The following is a 425-nucleotide window of genomic DNA, read 5'->3' on the forward strand; positions in this document are numbered from 1 at the left end:
CACCACAAATCTCATCAGTGCCAGAAAAACATCTCAGAAATCCCATCGGCACCCTTGTGCACTTTAAAAGCCAGATTATGGGTGCGCTTGAGCTCGCTGTTACTGGAATTTGATGTTCAGAACAGAAGTGCACTCATGACGTATAGGCCGAAACACAAAAAACCACTCGCCCGCCAGTTAAGGCTGTACTTAAACCACCGCTGCGTTAAGCGGCAACCAGCCTCTTTACCTTAAGCTCGTTGCGATGCTGTTCAGCATGCCAGAGCTCGTATTGGGACTGCTGGTTTAGCCAGCTTTCCGCAGAGGTATCAAACGCGATAGAAAGCCGCACCGCCATTTCAGGGCTAATACCGGCCTTGCCGTTCAGGACAGCACTAAGCGTTTTGCGACTTACGCCGAGTGCTTCCGCAGCGGCTGTCACAGTA

At 51.3% G+C, this 425-nt stretch carries 1 protein-coding gene; it reads right to left on the minus strand.

What is annotated here, in order from left to right; genetic code table 11:
* Positions 1–205 precede the first annotated feature (205 nt).
* The coding region (locus E4T71_RS09030; RefSeq protein ID WP_135038985.1) for a HigA family addiction module antitoxin at positions 206–425 on the minus strand (220 nt) is incomplete at its 5' end.

Source organism: Streptococcus sp. WM07, assembly GCF_004570525.1.
GTDB lineage: Bacteria > Bacillota > Bacilli > Lactobacillales > Streptococcaceae > Streptococcus.